This window comes from Rasiella rasia (assembly GCF_011044175.1).
Taxonomy (GTDB): Bacteria; Bacteroidota; Bacteroidia; order Flavobacteriales; family Flavobacteriaceae; genus Marinirhabdus; species Marinirhabdus rasia.
Genome location: NZ_CP049057.1, coordinates 846,860 through 867,217, shown reverse-complemented (window position 1 = coordinate 867,217; position 20,358 = coordinate 846,860). Strand labels below are relative to the sequence as shown.

Sequence of the window (20,358 nt, the reverse complement as noted above, 5' to 3'; positions counted from 1 at the left end):
CTTATTCTTCTATTACTTTTACTGAAAATATTCTTACATCTTTAAGAGGTCTGTCTAAATTAGAAGTTTCAACACTTGCTATACTATCTAGTATATCTAAACCTTTAACAACTTCTCCAAATACTGTATAGTTTTGATCGAGATGCGGTGTACCTCCAATAGTTTTATACACTTGTTTCTGATACTCTGGGATGCTATACGGATGAAAATCGCCCGCGGCTATTGCTAACTCTAAAACGCTGTCTGTTAAAGTCATGTAACGTTCTCTTTTACCTGTAAACATGGCTTTGCTTACAGAATCTAATAAGGCAGTTTGTTCAGATTTTTCTTTAAAATAATCTATTGCTTTGTTTTTTGTGAGGCGTATTTCTGCAAGATCTATAAGGCTATCGTTAAAGACTTTACCTTGCACAATATAAAACTGCATAGCGCTCGAAGACTTTTCTGGATTGTTGTCTCTGGCCGCCGCAAGCACTCCTTTTTTATGAAATAAAGAATCGTTGAACTCTGCCTTTACCATATAAGGTGCATCTCCTTCACCAAGCGTGTCTGTGGGTGTTGCTTTCTTACTTTCCGGATCGCCAGCTTGAATCATAAACTGATTTATAACGCGATGAAATAGAATACTGTCATACGCTTTATTTCTTGCCAAATTGGTGAAATTATCACGATGTAGTGGCGTTTCATTGAAAAGCTCAATTATCATGGTGCCGTAGTTAGTGGTCATTTCTATCTTTTTTCTTGGATTCTCTTGAGGGATTAAAGTTTCCGAAGGTTGCTTGCAACTATGTATAGTTAAGGCTATAAGTATAACTGCTGAAATTTTAATGAAATAAGACATTGGTTTATTGGTATGAGTAGTTATGTAAGTATTTGACTTATTCGGTTCTTAGAATCTTTTCCATTTTTCTTCCCCTAGCCAGCTCTTCTATTAACTTATCTAAATACCGCGCTTTTTTTGTTAGTGGATTATCAATTTCTTCAATTCTGTAGCCGCAAATTACTCCCTTTATGAGATGCGCGTTTTTATGTATTGTTGCTCTTTCAAAAAAGGTTTCAAAAGTTACTTTTTCATCGATAAGTTGCTGAATCTGTTTTTCATTAAACCCAGTGAGCCATTCAATAACTTGGTGCAGCTCTTCTATTGTTCTGCCTTTTTTCTCAATCTTAGTAACGTAGTGCGGATAAACCCCACTAAAGGTTAGTTTTGCAACACGCGCATTGTGTTCGGGAGTAGTTTTCATGTTTGTAAATTATCTAGATATTTCTACCTAAGCGAAAGTTGGTAAAATTAAACAGTTTATAATTCTAACTTGTTGTTTATAAAGGTATAGAATTAATTCAAGATACTTTTAGATTCGTGTGAATTAGGAGCAACTACTAGGATTCGTCATGTGTGTTTTACAGATAACTAATTAGGAACCAAATAACGAATTGGAGATGTACGTTCTATTTCAGAATAAATTAGTGCTCTAATGTACTTAGAAGGTCTTCAAGCGCTAATTTACCTTTTTCGTAATTTGGATTAATTTGCAGCGTTTTCTCGTAACAAGCTTTTGCTTTTAAAGTATCTCCAAGATTTAGGTTAGAATTGCCTAACAACCTCCATGCAAAAGTTGAATTTTGGTCAAATGTTAAGTAATATTCAAGTATTTCTTTAGACTCCTTCCATTTTTTGTTTATTCCTAGAACTGCGCCCGTGGAAAGTAAATGATTATTGCTTACATACATAGCGTCTGTTGTATCTTTCTTTAACGACTCCCAATGTTCCTTGGCAGCATTTATCCCATGTTTTTTATATGTTTTTGCAAAACTATAGATTGCTGAGACCTCATACGCTTTAAGTTCTTTGTCAAACACCGCTTCAGAAGCAGCATTTACAACTCTTCCTGTTCTACCATAATCTCTATTCGCCATAACAATAATAGAAATGTCTTCTTCTGGGTAGACGTACATGATTGCTTCGAAACCAGAATCACTTCCAGTATGCATGATAATAGGCTTGTCTAAATACGATTGTAAGAACCAACTTAAACCTATCTTATCTCCCCATGGTGTATCTGAGTGTGGGATAACCATTAATTCGAAATGCTCCTTGTCTAAAACATTGTAATCGTTAAATGAACCTTTGCCAACGTGCATCATTCCCCACTTGCACATATCTGTTAAGGAAGCGTGTACACCGCCACTCGGAAAGCAATTTTCGGTATATGGGAAAGGAGACCATTTTTCGGTTTCAAGACCATACGAATAGGCCTCGGCCCAATTAGTTGGAAGACTATCTTTTGGCTTCAAATAGTGTGTTTGAGTCATTCCCGCAGGAAGTAGAATGTGTTTTTTAACGTAATCTTCAAATGTCATTCCACTTGCTCTGCTAATTACAATACCTAAAATGTCGATACCTGAATTACTATAATTAAACTTTGAACCAGGTTCAAAATCGAGTTCAAAATCTCTTGCGTGATTTAAATTTTTTAATGGGGCAGTAGGGCCGTACACAGGATTGTTCCAGTCGTCTACGGTAACATGTCTAGGAATACCTGAAGTATGAGTAAGAATTTGCTTTACTGTAATATTTTTGTAGTTGTCACCTTTCATTTTAAACTCAGGAACAATATCTATAATTTTATCATCTAGTTTTAATTTACCCTGCTGAATGAGTTTAACTACTGCAGCCGCAGTAAATGGCTTAGACACTGAAGCAATATGAAAAACAGTATTTAAATCTGCTTTTAGACCTTTTTCTATATTGGCATACCCAAACGTTCTAGCATAAATTATTTTGTCGCCTTTGGTGATTCCAACAGCAAGAGCGGCATTGTTATCTGTAGTTGTTCGTAAGTTTTCTAGATACGGCGTTAAAACACTATCAACACGAGCCCCTAATTCGGTCTCAACAATTGTAGTATTCATCGCTAAAGCCTTAGAAGGCGCTTTCTTGCAACTTAAGCACATGGCTGCTAGTATAATACCTGAATATGTTAAAATGGCTCTCATAACGTTTTAGATTGATACATATTAATAATATAGTTTACACTTAGTTTCCAGTTAGCGCCAAGTTCGAGAATTGCAGCAGCTGTGTTTTCAGCTTCTAGAAGATCAATAATCTTTTCATGCATTAAAGCAGAATCGCTAGTGGATACGGCATTCATAAACTCAAGCTCGTAGATAAATACACGAACGCGTATATCTTCAACTATTTTAAGTGCGTGTTGGTTGGTGTATTTTTCAATTAATTTCTGATGAAATGTTTTATCTAAATGCAATTTGTCCTTCACATCTTTACATGCAGAAAACTGTTTGTTAATCTCTCTTAGCTGACGGATATGTTCTGCACTGTATGTTGTGTTCCTAATAGCTTCACTCTCAAGAAGATTAATTATCTCATAAATCTCTGTTGCTTCTTGTTCACTTAATTCGGTAACAAAAAATCCTCGATTCGATTTGTAGGTTACAAGTCCGGTCTCGGTAAGTTGCGTTAGGGCCTCACGAATAGGGGTGACACTTACGTCTAAATCTGATGCTATTTGAGCCAACGAGAGGCGTTCTCCAGCCTTTATAGTACCCTTCAGCATATAGCTTAGTAGTATGTCTTTGATAACGTTTCTGAAAATTATTTTTGAAATCATAAATCAAATATAGTATATCGTATACGATTTAACAAATAAAATTTTAATAAAAATGAAGGCTACACAGAGTTGGAATCTATTTCTGTTCCGTATTTGTCCATTTCAACACCGCAATTTTTACAGGTATATCCACCAAATAAGGCTTGTCTTTGGTTTGCGGGCTTACGCATTATAGGTTGCTTTAAATTACAATTGGGACAATACACTCGTTTTAGTTTGATTCCAAACTTTGCATATTTACTGTCTTTTTTGATGAAGGTGAGAAGAATTAATAATACAATCCCACCAAATAGGCCAATTAGATAAAAATTCATAACGGGTTTATATATTGTACATACTGAACTGCTAGTCGTTTTTAGTGAAATAGCCTTCATTTGAAACTGCTGCTTCACTTACGTATATGTTTGCTTCTTTAAACCACACCTCGGCATAGTTTCCGTCTTGATACTGCTTCTGGATATCACCGCCATGTGTTTCAGCCCCAGAACACCAATTTTTATTCACCTCAGGCGATTTTCCATTAGTCTGATTGTAAGAACCAAGTTTAAAGAATAGACCTTCTCCTGCGTATGCATTTTCGCGCTCAACACCGTCTTGACCAATGGGCACAAATAATTTTTGAGTTTGCTCTGGTATACTTGCCGTTGTGGTATATTCTGAAACAATTAAGTTTTTAGCAAATGTTTTTGTCTCATGCCCCTCACTCGTAAATTTTAAGTTCATAACACCATCTTTAACAACAATCTCATAACTAAACGCTTCGCCTAAAGCAATACCATCTTCTGGTTCTTCTGGATATGTGCTTACATCGGTGCCAACTACAGAAAAATCATTTCCCCAAACGGCAGTAGAATAATCCCATCTTTTGGCATTGTCATCGCCAGCTGTATTGATTTCGTAGTGCCAAAAAACCGAGCCTTTACTATGCCCAGGAAACTTTTTGTAGAAAATCTTTAGAGGTTCGTTCTCGTGTTTGTCTGCACTATGAATCTGGCCTACCACTACAGAATATGAAGCAGCCACACGAGCATCACCTGTACTAGAAACATTCATTACTTTAAGTGTGGTCGTTAATTTGTCGTTGGCAGTTTTAGGATACCACTTTTTTTGTTGCGCAAGTTCGGTCCTTGTGTTATTAGATGTTCCATGAGTATCACCTCCGTTTGGTGCTTTGTAGACCACCCAATCTTCACCGTCGTTTGCAGTATAGAAGAAATCCTTATTCTCAAAATTATTGGCTATTCCAACATTCGAGCCATCACCTAAAATTAATTTCCAGTGATCAAAAAACGGAGTAATATCGCTGGCATATATAGTTTTTTGAGCTTCTTTATTATTTAAAGTCTCTATTTCAGTAGTACTAGCTTCTTTTTTATTATTACAGCTGCTAAGTAGCAACAAAACCCCAACCAATGAGAACATTGGTACAAACGTGATAAATTTTTTAGTCATTAATTCTAGTTTAAGTTTAAGGTACGAACTAGCACTCTGGCTTTAATTAGAAATAGCTATTTAAAACGCAGTTTTATAAAACCTCGTGATAGTTAACGTTAGAACATAGTAATGTCTCTAACGCATATATTTGACTAAAATAGGGTTTTTGAGCGACTAATACAGCAAACCTTAAACTAGAATTTATACACGTTTCCTTCACAGTAAACGCCTTACTATCTATTTAGAAAGGCTGAATACATCCAAACTAGCTTTTCTTGTTCTCTAATGTAATCACTCATTAATGCATTTGTTCCTTCATCGTCTGCATCATCAGAAATCGTAAGTAATTCTCTCTGTAACACTATAATAGTCTGAAAAGAGGTTAAAATATTTCCAACTGCTTTTACACCATCATTCACTTCATCACTTTCCTTAATTTTAGAAACTTTCCTGTAATCAGCATAATTATGCTTCGGCGTAAAACCTAATGTTAGAATTCTTTCGGCTACTTCGTCTATTTTCAGTAGTAAATCATTGTATAGCTCTTCAAATTTCACGTGTAATTCAAAGAATTTTTCACCTTTAATATTCCAATGGTATCCGCGAGTATTCTGATAGAAAATCGAATAATTTGCCAGAAGCTCATTTAATTTTTCTGATAAATGCTCTGCTTTGTTGTTGTTAAGTCCGATTGCGTTTGTGTTATCCATTTCAAATTCTATTTTGTAGTTTAATTTATTTCTTTCTACGGAAATTTCCTATCTACAAAGGTAGGGTAACAGGAATTGCGCAGGGTGGAGTTTATGTATTTCTTAACCATTTTAAACTAAGCTAAGGCTAGCATGGTATTAGACAATTGTTGTAAAAAACTGATCAATTACTCTTTGCCAACTCGTTCAATTTCAGTTTGAAGATTGGACGCAACTTTGCCAAGCTCTGCATATAAAACATTCATATAGCTAGTGCCTGCGTTTCTAGAATGGCTACCTGCAAAAGCAGGATACGATAGAATATTTTTTAATTCAGTTCTATCTTCATCTGATGCGACATTTTGAAAGAGCTTTTTAATAATCACTTTCGTTCTCTGCACGATATTGTTTTTATACATATCATACTCCATTTCTTCCATGAAATTGTTTAGACTCTGCTCTTCTTCTTGAATTTTTTCAACCAAACTATAGTATTTATACAACTCAGCTTCAAGAGAGGTTTGCTGTATCTTACTCAGGTAGCCAGAGTTTTTAAGTGCTTCAAATCCGCTTTTATTAGATTGAAAAGATTCATCGAGCCAAGGATTATATTTAAAGTACGTAGCAAAATAGGTTGCATAAGATTCTGTAGATTCTTGCTCAATCATATTCATGAAATACTTTGAGCCAATCACTGAACTATCTCGAAACTTTGATATTTGGTCAAGATTTATCTGGTCTGCTTTGATATTTTCTGAAATATTAAATAAATAACCGTTTAGCGTACTAGTCTCTTGCTTTTCTGTATTCAGATTATTAATATATAGCGCAATTAGAATCCCAACCACTACTAAAATAATTTCTCCTGCCGCATAGGCTAGATATTTGCTAACCTTGCCTTTGTTAAGTAATTTTCTTCTAATTTTTCTAAAAAACTTCATCTGCAGAAAAGTTATTCAGACTTATGTACTTCTAATTCAATTTCTATCATGAATTCTGGTATTGCAAGTTCTTTTACACCAAGCCACGAGCCCGTTGGAAATTGATTTTTATAGATTTCACCTCTATACGCGGCATTTTCTAGAAATAAAGGCATGTTGGTTGTAAAGATGTTCTCTACAACTACATCGTCGAAAGTGCATCCGTAGTGCTTTAAAATCTTTTCTAAATCGGCATAACAATTTTTCATTTGTTGGCCCAAATCTCCAATTGCGGTAGGATTTCCAGCATCGTCCATGCTTACCGCTCCTGAAACTTTAATAGAATTTCCAATTTTTACGGCATGCGAATATCCATATGCTTTTTCCACTTCTGGTCTAAGTAAAAAATACTCAGGTTTTTCAGATTCTGTAACAACTTCTTTCTCAACTTCCTTGGTCACTTCTTTTTCCTTTTGTTCGCAGCTTTGTATGACAAGAGTCAATGCAATAAGGAGTACAATAAATGGTAGTTTTTTGGTTAATTTGGTTAGTTTTTTCATTTGTTAGTTGTTTTAGTGCCTACTCTGGTCGGTTTTCGGCTACCCCGTTTTGTCTTATATAGAAAAACTTATAATGCACTTCAGTACTACACAAAGCATAAAATTTCCGTAGGAAATAATACCTATTTAAATGTATACAACCCTAATTTTACACGTATTTGACAGCCACTATTTTTGTATTGTAAATCCGCTAGGAGCCTTTAAGTGTCCAGAATCGTACATGTTTATATAAATTGAAATAGTATCCTTAGCCCCTTCCCAAGTAACTCTATAGTTATCTAACATTGCGCTTCCCATAAAACCGTTTTCACTTTTAACCGGACAGCAACTACCTGCTCGATAATAAGAAATTTCTTCTCCATTGGGTCCTGCGAGTGCATTAAGATATCTTCTTTCATTTTTTGGGCCTGAAGAAATTTTCGCACCACCTACTTCAACTGGATTTTTTGGGGAAAGCCCGTAGGTTTTATCTTGAGAAATTTCAGTAATTACAAACGTATAATCATTTAAGAGTTCTTGTTTTACATTTTTTGAAATATTCTTTGTTGAAGAGCAAGACACAATTACAAGGATTATTCCCGAAAGTATAAATAAATTTTTCATTAGGAGACTTTTACAATTGCTAACCCCTTAGTTTATAGGTTGCAAGGTTTGGGACTAAGATAATGAAAAGAGATGTAGGTATAAGAAATTATCTAATTAAAGTTCAATTCTTTTAGTCTAATGCTGTAAATATTTCCCATCCCGTTTTCCGTCTTATTAGAAAAGTCTTTTAATTGGTCAAGGTTGTTGATTGTAGTCGGAATTTCTTCTGTTCTTTCACTTGTAAAATAGAAATTGTTTCGTTCACTATCAATAAAGGGGCAGTAATCTAACTGAGGTGAATTGACTTTCTCGCCCATATTTTTAGCCAGACTCCAGTTTCCATCTTTATCTTTAGTACTATAATATAGGTCACCTCCTCCGTATCCATCGGTTCTTCCAAACGAACTGAATATTAGTAGGTTTTCATCGGGATTAATGTACGCATTAAACTCAAAGTGTTTTGTGTTAATGGTACTATCTAAAGCTACTGCCTTTTGATACACGCCATCGACTAGTTTTGAAACAAAAATATCTTCTAGCCCCATCCCATCTTGTCTTGATGCTGTAAAATATAGGTTTCCATTTCGACTTAAAGATGGATAAAATTCATCTTTTTCGGTATTTATCATTTCATTTAACGCTTTAGGCTCACTCCAGGCAGTTCCATCTCTTTCGCTATACCAAATGTTATAATCTGTTCTTTTCGAACCTTTCTCTATAGGTCTATTTGAAGCAAAAAACAGCTTACGACCTTCTTCCGCATAGAATGGCTCAATGTCTTGATATGTTCCAGAGATACTTAATAGTTGAGGATCACCCCATTTCCCTTCTTTCTTAATGATTTGTACTAGACACCGTTTTTGTTGTTTGTAGTCGCCTAAACTATAAATAAGTTCCTTTCCATCTGGCGAAATTGCAATATCTCTTTCATATAATTTTGTCGAAACAATACCTTTTCCAAATAACTCAACTTTACTTGTTGCTAATTCTAAATCTAATTTTGTTACTTCTTGCTTCACTTCTTCACAACCTATAACTAGTATTGACAAAAAAAGTATGAGTAATAGTGGTTTTCTAAATATCATTTCATCATAATTATAAACTTAGAGACAAAGATTAAGTCAGTTCTATTAGCCTTATTCGAAATTCTAGTTCGTGTAGTACAAAAGTAGCAATTTAACATACGAGAAGTTGCAGCAAGTATTTATTCTGCTTTGTTGTATGCCTCTTTCAACCAGTCTTTTAATTCATTGTCAATCTGATTTGTATCAGTCAATTTAACTCTGTGCGTACACATGGTTCCAAAGGGTCCTGAGTTTTCGAGACGGTCTGTGGTTGGTTTTTCTTTTAGCTTTAGTCCTAAATCAATTCTAGTTTTGGTTGCAGGTTTTATTAACGCAAATTGTTTTTTCCTGATGATACTTACGCTAGTTTTCTTAGGTGTGATTGTGACATCGCTACCAAATTCTTTAACCACAGCCAGAAGATTTTCGTACATTGGAAGTAGATTTTCCTTTCCCTTATATTGGTCTTTCACAAGATCGAGTGCTTCTTAACGTTGCTTGCCGAAGATTTATAGCGTAATAAGTTAAAAAATTTAAGTAACTTTTTAATGATTAAGATGTTTAAAGCATAAATAATAAGCTTTATATAATTTTCAACGCTTCTAACGCTTTGTAGGTTATAGCTTTTCTAATCATTGGAAATTGGTTCATTTCAAACTGTTCCTTCGGCTCAACATTTGTGGCGAAAAAATATACTTTCTGCTGTGCTATTACATACCCTACAAACCAACCATTATTATTTCCGTTTCTAATAGACCAGCCTGTTTTACCACTTAATTTATACTTTTTATTTTCTTCAATTACCATCATCCTCCTCATTATTTTTTCAGTACGTTGAGAAATTGGTAACTCAGATTGATAGAACTTTTTCAGAAAGCTTATTTGTTGGAACTGATTAATTTGAGAAGCACCTTCAAGCCAGAACAAATCAATATTTGTTGAGTCAACTTTCATGTTTCCGTAATCAAGTTTATCTAAGTATTTTGACATCCTTTTGGCTCCAATTTCTCTTGCTACTTCTTGATAACAAGGAACACAAGAAAAATGAAAGGCTTCTTTAAAAATTAAATCTTGTTCCCAATTGCTAAGCCTTCTTTCTTCACCATTCCATTTAAAAAGCGTACTGTCATTTTCAACCACTCCAGTTTCAAGAGCAATAATTGAATTAGCGATTTTGAAAGTTGAGGCTGGCAGTCGTCCTATTTCAGACCATTTATAATCATTCGAGTAATAGGTGTCATCTGCAAGACTATAGACTAAAATTGAACCATTAACTCCTGCAGAATCGATTGTTTTTTGAAATTGTGGAACAATAATTTTATGTTGTAATGTGTCAGCTCTTGCTTCATTTAAGACCGTTGTCTTGTCATTGCAGGATACGAATAGAATTGCTATTAACACTAAATAAACTGCCTTCATAAAAGAAGAAATTTATAGTTCAACTTCAGTTTTACAAACCTAAAATATTTCATTGAAGTATACTATTTTGACCAAGTGCTACTTCCAATTCTGCCTTATAAGCCTTAATTCTTGCGTGGGCAGTTCCGTCTATTAGCAAAATCACTACCATCATGGCAATGGTTGTTATGCAAACTGCTCGCCAAGTTGGGGTGTTTATAAAAATTAGTAACAAAGATGCTACAATAATTAGTACCGGAATAACAGTAAAAACTATTGTTTTATATTCCTTTAAGGTATTCTCAGCACGTGTAATCTCCGATTCAATAAAAGTAGTAGGATTGTTATGGTATTCAGTTTCGAATGCTACAACTCGAGATTTATTGGTGAAATACAATCCAACCCCTATGGTTAGTAGTAACACACCTGCAACTAAGGTTGGAATTATGTAGGCTCTGGCAATTTCGGTTTTACCCAGCTGCCAAAATCCAACACTTGCCACCACAAATAGGAGTCCGAATACAATAAAAAAGGGGGTTGAAAAAAGTTCTGCTTTTGCCCAATCGGTTGCTGTTTTTAATATATCCATAATTTAATTCATTTTATATAATTCTCTAAAGGCTGACGGGCTAATACCTTCCTTCTTTTTGAATAATCTTGAAAAATATTGTGGATATTCAAATCCTAATTCATAAGCCACTTCAGATATACTTTTGTTGGGTTTTAATAGAATATTTTTCGCTTCATTTATCAGGTAAAGTTGTAAGTGTTCAGTAGTAGACTTACCTGTTTCTTTTTTAAGCGTATCACTGAGATATCGTTGCGAAACCGACATTTCGTTTGCTATTTTTTCTATGCTTGGTACGCCATTTTCTTTTAATTGTCCTGATTCAAAATAAGCTTCTAAATGCCGATTAAATTGAACTAATAAATCATTACCCAGTTCTTTTCGAATTAAAAACTGCCTTTCATAAAATCTATTGGCATATTTGAAAAGCGTGCTTAATTGGGAAATGATAATATCTTTACTAAACTCGTCTTGATTATTTTGATATTCTATTTCAATACTCGCTACTATAGATTCTATCTGCTTTTCCTCTTTAGGCGAAAGATGAAGCGCTTCATTGGCCGAATAGGAAAAGAAACCATACCTCTTAATTTGTTGTGCTAACTCTGTTCCCTTTAGAAAATCTTCGTGGAAGTTTATAGAAAAACCTTTTTGTTCAAAAACCACACTATTATCCCATTGTAAGACTTGTCTTGGAGCGATAAAAATTAAGACACCATTTGTAAAATCATATTTTGTACGGCCGTAGTTTAAGTCGCCTTTCACAAATTTCTTTAAACTAATAGTATAGCAATCGTTGGTAATAGGTGGTGAACTTTCTTTCGGACAAGGAAGAAAACCATCGCCTTTTGAATTAAAAACACTAAGCATAGGATGCTCTGGGCCAGGTAGTTCAAGGTATTCTAAGTATGACGATACTGTATTAAAATGCTTCATATCAATTCTGTATTCTTTCAGAACGCTTATAATTGAGTTCAAAATTACTATTGGGAAGTTAAGGATAATATGTTAAATGATAGTAGGCTTTAAAAGCTCCAGTTAAAACCTGTGGCTATTTCTGAAACTTCCCATAATTTCTCGGCTACCGCTTTATCTTTCGCATGAGGCTCCAATTTGTGCTCTCCCACAGGACCCTTCCAATTATTTCTAGCCGTGGGTCCGTAAAAACCGCTTTGGTCTAAATAGGGTTCTGTGGCACACATGAGTTGCGGATAAGCACCTTTTTCGGCCGATTGTACCATTGGTGAAAGCTTCATTAGTTGCCAAATAAAGCGCGTCATGAAACTACCGCTGGTTTTAATTAATGAAGTTCGTGAGGCCCCTGGATGGCAGGCGTAAACCTTTACATTAGTTTTACCTGCTTCTTTCAGGCGGTCTTGTAATTCGTAAACACACATAATCTGCGCCAATTTACTTTGGCTATATACACCGTTTGGACTGTAATTCTTGTCCCAGTTCATATCGTCAAACTGTATGGTTTTTATCCCTAAATTATAACCCATACTACCCACAACCACGATGCGTCCGTTAGATGCCGAAATTAATGGGTAGAGTAGTCCTTGTAGTAAGAAATTACCATAATGATTTACACCTAGTTGACTTTCAAATCCGTCGATGGTAAAGGTCTGTTTCGGTACTTGAGCAATGGCAGCATTACAGATTAGTGCATCAATTTGAGGAACTGTTTGGAGAATCTGTTGTGCAGCTTTCTTAACAGAAGCTTGTTCTGCTAAATCCATACGTATATTAGATACGTCTATGCTAGCACTAAGTTCCTGCCTTAATGTTGCGATCGTATCTTCCGCTTTTTTGGAGTTACGATTAAGCATCACCACTTTTGCGCCCTTTGAAAGTAATATCTTTGCCGCTTCAAATCCTGTACCACTAGTTGTACCAGTTATGACATATGTCTTCCCTTTTAAATTTCCAATTCTTTCTGGGGTCCACCCATCTTTACCAAACTGTGTTGTACTCATCTTTATTTGTTTTAACTTTTAATAAGAATAGGACAAAGGTAAAGGTGAGGTGATCGTAACTTTTTATACAGATTTTCGAATATTGTATACTTTTTGGTTTGGGTTAGAGTAGACCGTAGCTGTAGGGTGTATTTTCGAATTCTTTTTGCACTTGATTTAATACAATGGTTGATTTTTATCTACTTCGGAAAATTTAAAAAACCAAATTTGCTAAAATGTCATTTACCAACCGTATGGTAGTAAATATGGTATTAGTATCGTCTTAAGTTTTTAGCTAATTTGAAAGCAAGTAACAGAAGCAAATCGTCTCAAACCATTTATTGAAGGTTTAGTTGCCATGAAACTCCAAATTTATCTTCCACAAAACCAAATTTCTGACTAAATCCGTAGTTATTTAAAGGCATCATAACTTTTCCGTTTTCTGATAGTTGTGTGAATAACCGTTCAATTTCGCTATTGTTAGAGCATTCAATGTAGTTTGAAACCGCCGGTGTAAAACCCCAACTGTGAATTGGTGGGCTATCACTACACATATATAGTTTGCCGTTTAAACTAAATGTGGCGTGCATTATAGTTCCTTCTTTTCCAGGCCCTTCCTGTCCCCAACGTTTTAAATCAATAATTTTAGAGTTATCAAACAGCCCAATATAAAAGTTCATAGCCTGTTCTGCGTCTTCTTTTTGAAATGTGAAAAATGTTGCTATTTGCTCTTTCATTGTAGTTGGTTCTTCTGTGTTTAAATTATTCAAACTATCAAGTTTAGCACGTAATTGATGTAATTCATCACTTTCTCCTCTGTCTTGCTTAACGTTAGAACAGCTTACTGTTAGTAAAGCCAACAGTAGCACTAATACAACTTGTTTCATGGTATGTGGTTTTATCTGTAGCATATAAATAATGTGTTAATGTAGCAAGCAGAGTACTTTTCGGCTAGGTGTAACTATATTAGACCAACATTAGTCATGGCTTTGAGAGGTCTGAAGAGCAAGTTAATTAAAAATAAGCAACGATTCTAAAAGAAAACTGTCGTAGCCTTGAAATGTATACATTTTTGTTAGTGTGCTACCCCTAATACCGATACATATCTAACTCGTCAAAGTCTTTTATTTCAGAAAGGTTCATTAATTTTTCTAATTCTATATTACTCCAAGTTTCTTTAAAAATTTCATCTCCGCCTTCTGCTTCTTCGTTGGTATTTACTTTAACTAATTTCTTTTTTGTTAAGAAGTTTATGCTTGTCTCCCTATTCGTTATCGGGCCATAATTACTACTAGAATCAAATCCGATTAATTTAAAATTTGAGTTTTGAAACCTGAAAGTATATGACCAAAATCCATACCTACCATGTCCATATTGAATATATAGCTTTTCATTTTTAATCTCAATTTGTAATTCTGGTTGGAAATAGATTCCACCGTCTTCATTTTCGGATGAAAAACAGTCATAATTTTTATCAGCAAGTCGATAAGTTTCCCCGTCTTTAAATAATACTATAATTCCACGTCTATTTCTGTCTACTTGTTCATCAAATCTATTGGTAACAATGTTAATTGTGTCTACTCTTTTAATAATAAGTACGCAATCATCTTGTCCATCTTTATTAAGGTCGCCAAAGAACCTTTCAAATTCAACATACTTTTCTGGAATAAAATCTGAAGGTAAAATGTTCTGTGCTTTACAACCAAAAATGGTAAGTAGAAAAAATGGTACTATTTTATATATCCTATGCACTACGTTTCAAGTTATTTTGATTGATGTAATTTACAGACAATTGTTTTATATGATAGATAAATTAAAAAAAAAATAGAAAATTTAATTGTTTTAACTATTGCCTACTAAAATAAAAACACCTTATTAAAGGCAGTTTTTAATTGGTCAATATTTCTTTTGACTAAACAACAGCTTCAATAATAATACCGAATTCTTTATAGAAAGTAATCTTTGCGAAATGTTAGGTAGGATTTTATCGTTCAAAATTAGATTCTAGAATGATAACAATTGGTGGAAGACTTACTAGTAGTAACCAAAAACAGACATTAGCCTTGTACTTTGCTGTAACTGGCTATTTTAGTCATATATTCTAATTATTTCGCCATTTCCTTTTCCGTTTACACTTCTTACATATCCATTAATTACTTTTTTCATGGGTATCGGATTGTGGCCTGGAAAATAGTCTTTGTACTTCTCGTATGCGTCTTCTACCATTCCAGATGAAACTACATTGACTCTTATTCCGTTTTCAATTTCGAGAGCAACCGCTCGTACAAAACTATGTATCCCACCATTTACCATGGCTGCACTTGTTGTTTTTACAACTGGGTCGTCTGCCAAAATTCCTGTTGATAACGTAATCGAACCTTTAGAATTTAAATAATTCTGTCCAATGCGTACAAGGTTAACTTGTCCCATTAACTTACTTTTTAATCCGATGTAGTAATCGTCTTCAGTAAGTCTATTAAAGTCGTCCCATTTGGCTTCTCCGGCGATACATACTATGGCGTCGACTTTGCCAATCTTTTCAAACATAGATTTTATTGAATTACCATCGGCAATATCAACAGTTACATCGCCCTTAGTTCGTCCAGCGATTAAAGTATCGTTGTTTTTTTTGAAATATGAAGCAACAGTTTTTCCTATAGTTCCGTTTCCTCCAATTATTAAAATTTTCATTGTTTGTATTTTTAAGTTAAACATTGAGTTTTGGTGATTCTTCTTTTATTTCGTGACTTATATATTGTTAACGTCGCGATAACGCTCCAAAGTAAATTAGTGACAAAAGGCGGAATGGCGTCGTAGTAATAACAGTTTGTAGCTATTAAAACACCTCCAAGTAAGTTTAAATACTTACCATAATCTAAATACTTTTTACTTTTAATAAGGGTTAGGGCATAGGCAAGGATTATTAATCCTGAACCCAACCAACCCATAATGTCAATTACTGATTTCATAGTTTGTTATATTGCGAAATATCGATATGTACTACTAAATTTTTTTATGATAGAAAATTCATAAACTGTTTAATTGTCTCTTCGTTCCTTTTCAGATATGACCACTTTCCGTGTCTTGTTGATATTAGTAATCCGCATTTTTCCATATTGGTTAGATATGTTGAAATGGTCGATTGTGATAAACCCGATTTTTCTTGAATATAGGTAACACAAACACCATCATTGAAATGTTTTAATGTCTCGTGGGGTGGAAAATGTTTTTCAGGTTCTTTAAGCCACTCTAAAATTTGAAATCTGACCTTGTTTGATAAACATTTCCCAATTTCTGTGGCCGTTTTTAAATTCATATTTCAAATATATCTATAATTCTAGATATATAAAAATGATTTTTCATTTTTTTTTTTAACAGATATGCATTACTAACTAAGTAACTGTGTTTAGCGATGAGGTGCTTTCTTTAATCATTTAAATACATTTAATTACTAATAGGATTTCTCCAATAGCATATTTTATATATTTTCTAGTTTTATTTGTTTTTATAAGGCTGTAGCGAATTTTTCGGAAGAATTTTATCATTAGGGGTTAGTTCTTCTAAAGATATGATATTAATTAAATTAGGTAATTCAAATAATGAAGTGAGATAGTCTTGTAAAAGATTTTTGGCGTACCATTAGGCTACTATTTTATTTTGAAATACCCTGTTATAAGTAGGGAAAAATCTTCGTCTTAGGCAACAAGAGCAATCAACACTGGGCGTCGTTGTATTGCGTATTTAGTGTTTTTCTATTTTAATGCTTCTTGCATCTGAAATAAGATGTGCCGTAATTTTCCATTGTTCATTTTTTTCAAACAATCGATAATGGGTAGTTCTTCGAGGTTCCAAATTTTTGTTGTCTGCTGTTTTTTGTCCTTTCCGTTCAACAGTTGTAATTGCTAAAATTGCTTTTTCAGATATTTTTTTTAGTTTTAAGGAGGTCTGCTCCGTATTTCCTGCCATTACAAAGTCAAATCCAAAAACCTCAGTTAAATATTTTTGTATTTCTAATTGTCCGATTCTATTAAACCCGAATGCATTCGTAAAATCAGCATTTTCTGAATACCATTTACAGGCTAATTCAGCGTCTTTGATTTTCCAAGCTCTATTCCAATCGGCAATTTTATTTACAATTTGTAAACTGTCAGATTCTGAGATGTTTTGTGAAACAACCGACTGCATTCCCAAAACAAGAGTCAATGTGAGTAGTAGATATTTCATCTTAATTGTTTTAATATATGGTATCGTCTATTGATTTTTATTCTGTAATGATAATTCCGTCACCGATTTCATCTTCACTGGGTTTTTCAAAATAACCTTCCATGAAATCGAAATCTTCTTTCGTTACTTCAAATTCGAAAGTAGCACCTTTTTCGTCATTCCTTTTCATAACCCTGCCCAAACGAGTTTCTTTTGAAATGTCTAAATAATGAATCTTTAGTTCAAACCCGTTAGCTTTGGCAAAGTTTCTGAACTTTTCTCGATGCTCATACTTCGATAATCCTAAATCCAAAATAGAATCAGTACTTGTGCTTTCCAATTGCCTAATTAGGTTCATCATTATTTTTTCTGCTCTGTCGATTCTCTCTAAAAACCAATCCAATCCATCTTCCGGCTTTTTGTCTGCAAGGAATAGTGTATTATTCCATGTATCAATTGAAAAAACTATTCCATTTGTTTTTCTTTTCAATTCTGCTGAATATGTACTTTTTCCAGAACCAGTATTGCCAACTACTAAATGTATCATCTTGTTCTCGTTAATTTGGGTAATGGTTATATATAAGTTGTCGCAATCATGTGGCTGTTATGGCGGCGCAATGCTACAACCACAATCATTCGTCTTTAAAAAGGTATCCTAAATGATGGCCACCCATTACATCTTCTAAATTCACTTTTATTAAACAGTTAATTAGCTCTTCGAGAATACACTCTTACCCATTGTTAATTTCACCTAACGCTTTTACTATCTAATCTTTAGTATCGTTTAATTCGAAATCTGAATCTATTTCATAATGTTCGTATTGTAGATACTCTTTGTAAATTCTATTCAGTTTTTTATTGATGTCCACAAAAAATAATCATAGTAGCGTAGGGCTACAGATGTTTTGAACTACTCATTTCACCAACATTTCTTTGCTATATCATAAGACGGACTAGTCTTTTCAAAATCGGCGAGCATAAAATCAATATTTACAGAACAATTATACGTTGTATTCTGAGCTTTAAATATTCCTAAATACTGGATAAAAGTAATAGTTAAAATTAATCTCGTAAGTCTTTAATTATGGTGTGACTCAAAACCACATCGAATAATAGTTATTTATTTAGAGTGTTTTTATTCGCCGAAGAATTGGATAATATTTCCTTCGAGGTCCTTAACTCCAAATGTCCGTTTTCCATTAGGTAAATCTACTATTGAAAAGAAAATTTCTACATCCGATTCTTCAAGTGCTTTAAAGGATTCTTCAATATTACTGGTAATAAAACCAATTTTAAAGATCCCAAATAGTTCATGAGATTCAATGTTTGATTTAATTTCTTTTAAATCGGTTGCTCCTGTGAATTCTGCTAATTCAAGAATGCACCCTTTTCGAGTCATTAGTACTCCTTTACGTTCATCATTTTCAGCTGTAGATTCAATAGTGAAATCTAGATGGTTGGCATACCATTCTACTGCTTTATCAAGGTTTTTGACAGAAATAGCGTAAAATGAACCATTAGTTTCAGGTAATTCGTTTTCTTGAGCGTATGAAAATATAGTGACAAAGAGTAGAATAACTGTAAACCGAATTGTTTTTGCTGAACAGATATTTTTCATTTTATTTAGTTTAAATAGCTACAACAGTGGTGTCCCTTATACATGCTATGCGATGGACAAATTTACGATTAAATGAAAGAAATACAATCACTTAACCATTAGCTGGTTCCGTTAGATGCATTTTTATAACATGTTTTACTTCTATAAATCAGCTTTTTTACCAATTGAAAAGTATATTAATCGGATGAAAAAATATATGTCCATAGAAAAAATTAAGAAAATTAACATGAGGTAGTTTTCCCGGAATTGCGAACTAATGACACCTGTCAAATTGAAAATCGCAAAAATAAATCCTATAATTGTGAGAATTCTTATAATGATTGTTGAGATTCCTCCAATGTTTATTTTTTTAGATACTCTTTTATTTCTTTTCATAGCAAAAACATGGTATATACCTGATAAAATTAAAAAAGTTAAGAAAGACAACTTATAGGTAATTTCAGGATTAAAGTATCCCAAAAGTATAATTGGCAAATAACATAGAATTACTACCATACAAGCCAATTCTATCATCACATAGAATCGAATCAAATTTAGCTTATCAGTTAATTCATACGAATCAGTTTTCGGCTTAAGAATTGAAAATAATGCAGCAAATCCAGCAATAGAAATGGCTAATTGACTTAAGGTGTAAAATTCGTCCATATTAAGTTTTTTCAAATGTCTAGTCTAAAATTGGTCTACAAGTTTTTGCTTAAAATTAAGCTTCATGTGGCTGGTGACGGGGTAGGGTAATGGCGCCGCCTTTCGGTTTTTATTCTACTTTAAAGGTAATTTATTTGTTGGAATCAAAATTCATGAAAGCAGTTATAAATTAAAAACGGTTGTTTTTTGCACACTCATATAAAGCTTTTAGTTGTAGATCACCAAATCCATAAATACTCTCTCGTTTAGAAAACTCTCGAAAAATTTGGCCAAAGTCCTCAGTTTGGAGCTCATCCATTATTTCTAACAAAACCCTTGTTGGTCTACCAGGGTTATTTCCTTTGGGAATTCTCTCAATCTGTGCGTCGACAGCAGCGATTATAAAAGGAAAATCATCCTCAATATTTTTTGCTGCTGACATTAAGCCTTTCCAATTCTTATTTTTGTATTCTATCCAAAGATTTGCAATCTTGTCTAATTCCAAAATCTCTTGCCTGTTAGTATATGCAGCGATCAATTCCTCATTATTCAATCCGCCAAAGCCGTATTGGTTGTGATTTTTTGGTCTAATAAGATATACTTTTTCATTAATTTTATTTTGGGATATAAAGTAAGATACAAACCAAAAATTCACTTGGCAGAAAAGGTCATCTTCAAACCAAAGATTTAGTTCAGTTCCTTTTTCAACATTTTGAATTTTTTGAAATTCTGTCCTGACCTTACTTTGGTAATCTTCTTTCGAATCATTGTAATTCTGGTAAATGAATTCAGCTCGGTTTTTGAAGAATGTATTAAAATCATCCCCCGCTACGTTTCCCTCAATAAGACATTCTCTTGCGACTATTAATTTTCCTTTAATTTTTTTTGGAAACTGTTCTCTTAATGAATCACCGTTAAGAATGTGGATTTGTTTTCTCATTTTCAATTTCAATGGTCTGGTGTATGATTTGTTGCCGTTGTATTTAGTGGAAAGTTAATAAAGAAATTACAATGTATTGAAGGAGTGGTCTAATGACTTTTCTAACTGTAAATCAGCTAGAATTGAATTATGGATCTTGTTGCCAACAGTATTAAATCTGTTTTTTGTTCA

General features: G+C 33.7%; 25 protein-coding genes. All 25 read right to left on the bottom strand.

The genetic code is table 11. From position 1 onward, the window contains the following. Position 1 precedes the first annotated feature (1 nt). On the bottom strand, positions 2 to 841 hold the full coding sequence (locus G5B37_RS04090) for a peptidylprolyl isomerase (RefSeq protein WP_164678796.1): 840 nt from the start codon (positions 839 to 841) through the stop codon (positions 2 to 4). A gap of 37 nt (positions 842 to 878) precedes the next feature. After that, the gene (locus G5B37_RS04085) at positions 879 to 1,244 is read right to left on the bottom strand and encodes a DUF2200 domain-containing protein (protein WP_164678795.1); all 366 of its coding nucleotides are present in this window, start codon (positions 1,242 to 1,244) and stop codon (positions 879 to 881) included. Between the two features lie 220 nt (positions 1,245 to 1,464). Next, positions 1,465 to 2,997 carry a serine hydrolase gene (locus G5B37_RS04080; RefSeq protein ID WP_164678794.1) on the bottom strand — a complete coding sequence of 511 codons (1,533 nt, stop codon included), beginning with the start codon at positions 2,995 to 2,997 and terminating at the stop codon, positions 1,465 to 1,467. Next, complete coding sequence (locus G5B37_RS04075; protein ID WP_164678793.1) at positions 2,994 to 3,629, bottom strand: GntR family transcriptional regulator; 636 nt, start codon at positions 3,627 to 3,629, stop codon at positions 2,994 to 2,996. The genes G5B37_RS04080 and G5B37_RS04075 overlap by 4 nt, the downstream gene beginning before the upstream one ends. Before the next feature lie 59 nt (positions 3,630 to 3,688). Further along, on the bottom strand, positions 3,689 to 3,943 hold the full coding sequence (locus tag G5B37_RS04070; RefSeq protein WP_164678792.1) for a hypothetical protein: 255 nt from the start codon (positions 3,941 to 3,943) through the stop codon (positions 3,689 to 3,691). A 31-nt stretch (positions 3,944 to 3,974) separates the two neighbouring features. After that, positions 3,975 to 5,081: a polysaccharide lyase family 7 protein gene (locus tag G5B37_RS04065; RefSeq protein WP_164678791.1), complete on the bottom strand. Its 1,107-nt coding sequence runs from the start codon at positions 5,079 to 5,081 to the stop codon at positions 3,975 to 3,977. 215 nt (positions 5,082 to 5,296) lie between these two features. Further along, positions 5,297 to 5,773, bottom strand: coding sequence for a Dps family protein (locus G5B37_RS04060; RefSeq protein WP_164678790.1), 477 nt, complete (start codon positions 5,771 to 5,773; stop codon positions 5,297 to 5,299). Between the two features lie 167 nt (positions 5,774 to 5,940). Next, on the bottom strand, positions 5,941 to 6,693 hold the full coding sequence (locus G5B37_RS04055; protein WP_164678789.1) for a DUF6090 family protein: 753 nt from the start codon (positions 6,691 to 6,693) through the stop codon (positions 5,941 to 5,943). 11 nt (positions 6,694 to 6,704) lie between these two features. Further along, entirely contained in the window at positions 6,705 to 7,232 is a 528-nt protein-coding gene (locus G5B37_RS04050; protein WP_164678788.1) for a RidA family protein, read from the bottom strand. 168 nt (positions 7,233 to 7,400) lie between these two features. Further along, the gene (locus G5B37_RS04045) at positions 7,401 to 7,835 is read right to left on the bottom strand and encodes a 2-dehydro-3-deoxyphosphooctonate aldolase (RefSeq protein WP_164678787.1); all 435 of its coding nucleotides are present in this window, start codon (positions 7,833 to 7,835) and stop codon (positions 7,401 to 7,403) included. A 92-nt stretch (positions 7,836 to 7,927) separates the two neighbouring features. Beyond that, positions 7,928 to 8,866 (bottom strand): TolB family protein, encoded by a 939-nt coding sequence (locus G5B37_RS04040; RefSeq protein ID WP_263649841.1) that lies wholly within the window; start codon positions 8,864 to 8,866, stop codon positions 7,928 to 7,930. A gap of 155 nt (positions 8,867 to 9,021) precedes the next feature. Continuing rightward, positions 9,022 to 9,354, bottom strand: coding sequence for a DUF5655 domain-containing protein (locus G5B37_RS04035; RefSeq protein ID WP_263649840.1), 333 nt, complete (start codon positions 9,352 to 9,354; stop codon positions 9,022 to 9,024). Positions 9,355 to 9,463: 109 nt separating this feature from the next. Further along, positions 9,464 to 10,300: a class D beta-lactamase gene (gene blaOXA / locus G5B37_RS04030; RefSeq protein ID WP_164678785.1), complete on the bottom strand. Its 837-nt coding sequence runs from the start codon at positions 10,298 to 10,300 to the stop codon at positions 9,464 to 9,466. Positions 10,301 to 10,349: 49 nt separating this feature from the next. Beyond that, on the bottom strand, positions 10,350 to 10,868 hold the full coding sequence (locus tag G5B37_RS04025) for a hypothetical protein (protein ID WP_164678784.1): 519 nt from the start codon (positions 10,866 to 10,868) through the stop codon (positions 10,350 to 10,352). Positions 10,869 to 10,871: 3 nt separating this feature from the next. Next, positions 10,872 to 11,783: a helix-turn-helix domain-containing protein gene (locus G5B37_RS04020; RefSeq protein WP_164678783.1), complete on the bottom strand. Its 912-nt coding sequence runs from the start codon at positions 11,781 to 11,783 to the stop codon at positions 10,872 to 10,874. A gap of 89 nt (positions 11,784 to 11,872) precedes the next feature. After that, positions 11,873 to 12,823, bottom strand: coding sequence for an SDR family oxidoreductase (locus G5B37_RS04015; RefSeq protein ID WP_164678782.1), 951 nt, complete (start codon positions 12,821 to 12,823; stop codon positions 11,873 to 11,875). 317 nt (positions 12,824 to 13,140) lie between these two features. Next, positions 13,141 to 13,689: a VOC family protein gene (locus G5B37_RS04010; RefSeq protein WP_263649839.1), complete on the bottom strand. Its 549-nt coding sequence runs from the start codon at positions 13,687 to 13,689 to the stop codon at positions 13,141 to 13,143. Between the two features lie 202 nt (positions 13,690 to 13,891). Further along, positions 13,892 to 14,554: a hypothetical protein gene (locus G5B37_RS04005; RefSeq protein WP_164678781.1), complete on the bottom strand. Its 663-nt coding sequence runs from the start codon at positions 14,552 to 14,554 to the stop codon at positions 13,892 to 13,894. A gap of 336 nt (positions 14,555 to 14,890) precedes the next feature. Then, positions 14,891 to 15,493 (bottom strand): short chain dehydrogenase, encoded by a 603-nt coding sequence (locus tag G5B37_RS04000; protein ID WP_164678780.1) that lies wholly within the window; start codon positions 15,491 to 15,493, stop codon positions 14,891 to 14,893. Between the two features lie 11 nt (positions 15,494 to 15,504). Further along, entirely contained in the window at positions 15,505 to 15,771 is a 267-nt protein-coding gene (locus G5B37_RS03995) for a CBU_0592 family membrane protein (protein ID WP_164678779.1), read from the bottom strand. 772 nt (positions 15,772 to 16,543) lie between these two features. After that, the gene (locus tag G5B37_RS03985) at positions 16,544 to 17,026 is read right to left on the bottom strand and encodes a Cif family virulence factor (RefSeq protein WP_164678777.1); all 483 of its coding nucleotides are present in this window, start codon (positions 17,024 to 17,026) and stop codon (positions 16,544 to 16,546) included. A 37-nt stretch (positions 17,027 to 17,063) separates the two neighbouring features. Beyond that, positions 17,064 to 17,552, bottom strand: coding sequence for an AAA family ATPase (locus G5B37_RS03980; protein ID WP_164678776.1), 489 nt, complete (start codon positions 17,550 to 17,552; stop codon positions 17,064 to 17,066). Between the two features lie 588 nt (positions 17,553 to 18,140). After that, positions 18,141 to 18,623 (bottom strand): VOC family protein, encoded by a 483-nt coding sequence (locus G5B37_RS03975; protein ID WP_164678775.1) that lies wholly within the window; start codon positions 18,621 to 18,623, stop codon positions 18,141 to 18,143. A 141-nt stretch (positions 18,624 to 18,764) separates the two neighbouring features. Continuing rightward, positions 18,765 to 19,268, bottom strand: coding sequence for a hypothetical protein (locus G5B37_RS03970; protein ID WP_164678774.1), 504 nt, complete (start codon positions 19,266 to 19,268; stop codon positions 18,765 to 18,767). Between the two features lie 169 nt (positions 19,269 to 19,437). Then, the gene (locus G5B37_RS03965; RefSeq protein ID WP_164678773.1) at positions 19,438 to 20,187 is read right to left on the bottom strand and encodes a DUF1835 domain-containing protein; all 750 of its coding nucleotides are present in this window, start codon (positions 20,185 to 20,187) and stop codon (positions 19,438 to 19,440) included. Positions 20,188 to 20,358 lie beyond the last annotated feature (171 nt).